Origin of the sequence: Campylobacter sp. RM19073 (assembly GCF_024723495.1) — a bacterium.
Taxonomy (GTDB): Bacteria; Campylobacterota; Campylobacteria; order Campylobacterales; family Campylobacteraceae; genus Campylobacter; species Campylobacter porcelli.
Map to the genome: position 1 here is coordinate 1 of NZ_JANQCT010000044.1, position 3,293 is coordinate 3,293.

General features: G+C 26.1%; 2 protein-coding genes. Both read left to right on the top strand.

Going from position 1 to position 3,293, the window contains the following annotated elements; all coding sequences use genetic code 11:
* Positions 1 to 1,395: 1,395 nt before the first annotated feature.
* The gene (locus CSUIS19073_RS08030) at positions 1,396 to 1,728 is read left to right on the top strand and encodes an MGMT family protein (protein WP_201790162.1); all 333 of its coding nucleotides are present in this window, start codon (positions 1,396 to 1,398) and stop codon (positions 1,726 to 1,728) included.
* Positions 1,729 to 1,848: 120 nt separating this feature from the next.
* A partial coding sequence (locus CSUIS19073_RS08035; RefSeq protein WP_337214411.1) for a hypothetical protein occupies positions 1,849 to 3,293 on the top strand: 1,445 nt, incomplete at its 3' end.

Genomic DNA, 3,293 nt, shown 5'->3' on the forward strand with positions numbered 1-3,293 from the left:
CGCTAAATTAAAGAATATGGATTGAATAGTGTAGGTTGTGATATTAATTTTTATTATTTTTATTATTTTTATTATTTTTATTATTTTTATTATTTTTATTATTTTTATTATTTTTATTATTTTTATTTCTCTGGCTTTTTAGGTTTAGATATTAATTTTATTAAATTATTCTCAATTTATCTTGTTTATGATAGTATTGTTATTGATTTTATTAAGGAGCGATAGTTGAGTGTTTTACTTATTTTACTAATTTATTTTTATTCTTTTTAATTCTTAGATTAGATTTTTATAGTAACTACTTATTTATTAAAGAGAAATTTAAAAATGCTTTAATGGTGGTTTTTGGTGTTAGTTTAGTAATTTGCATTTGGGTTATAGTTTCTATTGGCATTTAAATTTGATTTTTTAACTTTTCCAATATTGCATATAATTTTAAGTGTTTTTGGTGGATTTTATTTTAAAAAGTTTAAGAAGTCAAAGCGAATTTACGGAATTTAGCATTTCTGGCAATCTATTTTTGACTAGATTTATCATAAATATCAGTAATGTAAAAGCATTATTTTATTTTTGTTAGCATATTTTCAAGTTTAAATTTTAATATAAATCTAGTAGCGATTGCAATTTTTAATGCTGGGAGTTTTATTTATTTTTCTCTTGTTACTCTTTTATTTTTAAATGCCAAAATAAAAGCGATCTACATAAGACATTCCAAAAAGCTAGATGCGATTTTGGCTATTGTATTTATATTTTTTTATTTTTATCAATATATTTAAGGAGATTATGAATGGTTGGGTATGTTGATTATTTAAATTTTTAAACAAGAGAATATTAATGAGCTATGGCAAAGCTTATTTTTGTTCAAGGGTAAATGAGAGGCAATGATTAACGCTGTCAAGCTTTATTTGGATCGTAGATAAAAGCAAAGTGTTAGTGATTTGAAGCTAGTATAACAAGATATAATTAACTTTCTTTTTATCCTTTTACGATAATATTTTATTCAAAAATAAAATGCTAGATTTAAATTTGAATCTATTTTTGTAGCGGTTGCATTTATAGTGGCGCTATAACTAGTCGTTATATTTGTTATAAAATGCTATAAGTGTTGGATTTAAAACTTTGGTTTGCTCTATTCTAGGCACAAATTTAGCTTATCTTGTGTTTATAGTTTTTTTTATTTTTGATAGTTTAAATTTAAATTGCTTAATAAAGTGGCGATTTTTGGTGCTTTATTTATCATATATTTAGGTGTAAGTGGTTTGGTGTCTAAGATTAAAAGTAGCCAAGCCATAGAGCAAAATTTCTAATAATATCCCCAAAATTACCAAACTAAAAATCCATTTATAAGCAAAATAATGCTAGGTTTAATGATTTATATTTAAAATAAGGATATAAGTGGTGGCAAATTTTAATCAAGAAGTTTATAATTTATTAAGATTAATACCAAAAGGCAAGGTGGTTACTTACTCTCAGATTGCGTTGTGTTTAGGTAATGTAAAACTAGCTAGAGCTGTTGGTAATGCGCTACATAATAATCCTAATCCAACGCTATATCCTTGCCATAGGGTGGTAAATCGCAAAGGTGAGCTATCTAAGGCATTTGCATTTGGTGGGAGTGAAGGGCAGATGAGATTGTTGGTTGATGAGAATATTAAATTTGATAAATTTAATCGTGTTAAGCTTGATATTTATGGGTTTGACATTGAGAAATTTATAAAATCCAAGGGCTAGATGATTTAGCACAATATAAATTTATTTTTAAATATTTATATTAGTTTTAATTTATAATTTCATTTTTTTTTTTTTTTTGATAAACTGCCGTTTTTGAGATTGAATTTAGAAAGCTAGAAAATGAAAAATATAGTGCTTCTTGGCGGTAGCAATTCTGTAATGGTAAATGGATTACAAAAAGGTCTTAGAGAGTATGCTAATGTAACAAATTTAGCCCTTGGTGGTAGTACATGCTTACAGAATTTATATGAATTAAAACGAGAAAAAAATCAAGAGGCTATAAAAAATGCAGATTTAATAGTAACTGAGAGCAATATAAATGAGCTTCATCAGCATTTAAATGAACGGGAACAATTGAGCTTAGAAATAATATTTAGAAATATGCAATATTTTTATGCTAGTTTATATGAATTAAAAATACCAGTATGCGTTATTATATTGCCATCATTTCATCAGAATAAATACAATATAATCCATAATATGCATAAATACTTAGTCAATTTTTATAAATTTTCTTTAATTAGTCTACATGATTATTATAAGAAATATAATCTTGTAGAATTTGGTAATAAATTTGGGCATCATCAATTATGCGTAGTCAATAAAGCACTTGGAAGCAATATTTCTAAAAATATTGATAAATTTGTAGTTTCTAATATAAGTTTAAAAGTTGATATTCCAAATTTTAAAATAATTACTCCAAAAAATATGAATAGAAATTCATTACTAAAAGTATTTACTCCAAAAAATTCAATTTTTGATGAAGTCGTATATAGATTAGAATATAACTCTACTTTAAATTTTGAGAATGAAGATGGTTATAAGATAATAGGTATCCATAGTTGGATGTTAGAAGAAGATGGGAGCATAAGCAAAATTCCTGTTGATAAAGCGCAATTTCAATGCGGTTCAATATGTATAAGTTCGCATAAAAATACTATAATAAAATCTACATCTAAGCTAAATAGATTTTTTGAGCTACAAGCAGAGCCACTGATTGGCAAAGACTTACAAATACAATTTAATTCTCAAAAATTACCTGACACTGAGTTTTATAGTATGTCAATTTCTAATCATACAAATAGCATATCTTTACCATATTTTGATCTAATCGCCTTTTTCTTATGTAAGCCAAATCCAAATATGGAGCTATTTGACCTAAGTGTTATACCAAACGATAAGGATATAGAGATTGATAGAGATATAGACCGCTCTCATCTTATACCAAATATAGTATTTTTTAAAGATTCTATGGAGTTTATAGATGAGTATATCGGATACCTATATCCAAATATTACAAAACACATAGATAAAGTTTTAACGCCACAAATTATAAATAAAATTAAAGAGCACTTGTTGGTCTTGCAACCGCCTAAAGCCACGCCACAACAACCAAAAGAGCCATCTTTGCAAGATCAGATAAATTTACTCAAAGAGCAGATATCTAAAAAAGATAATGAGATTAAAGCCTTACAAACTAGCTACCAAAAAGCAGCAAATTTCAAAAATCATCTAAGCTATAAACTAGGCAATGCTCTTATAAAGGCACACAAAAGTTGGTATAA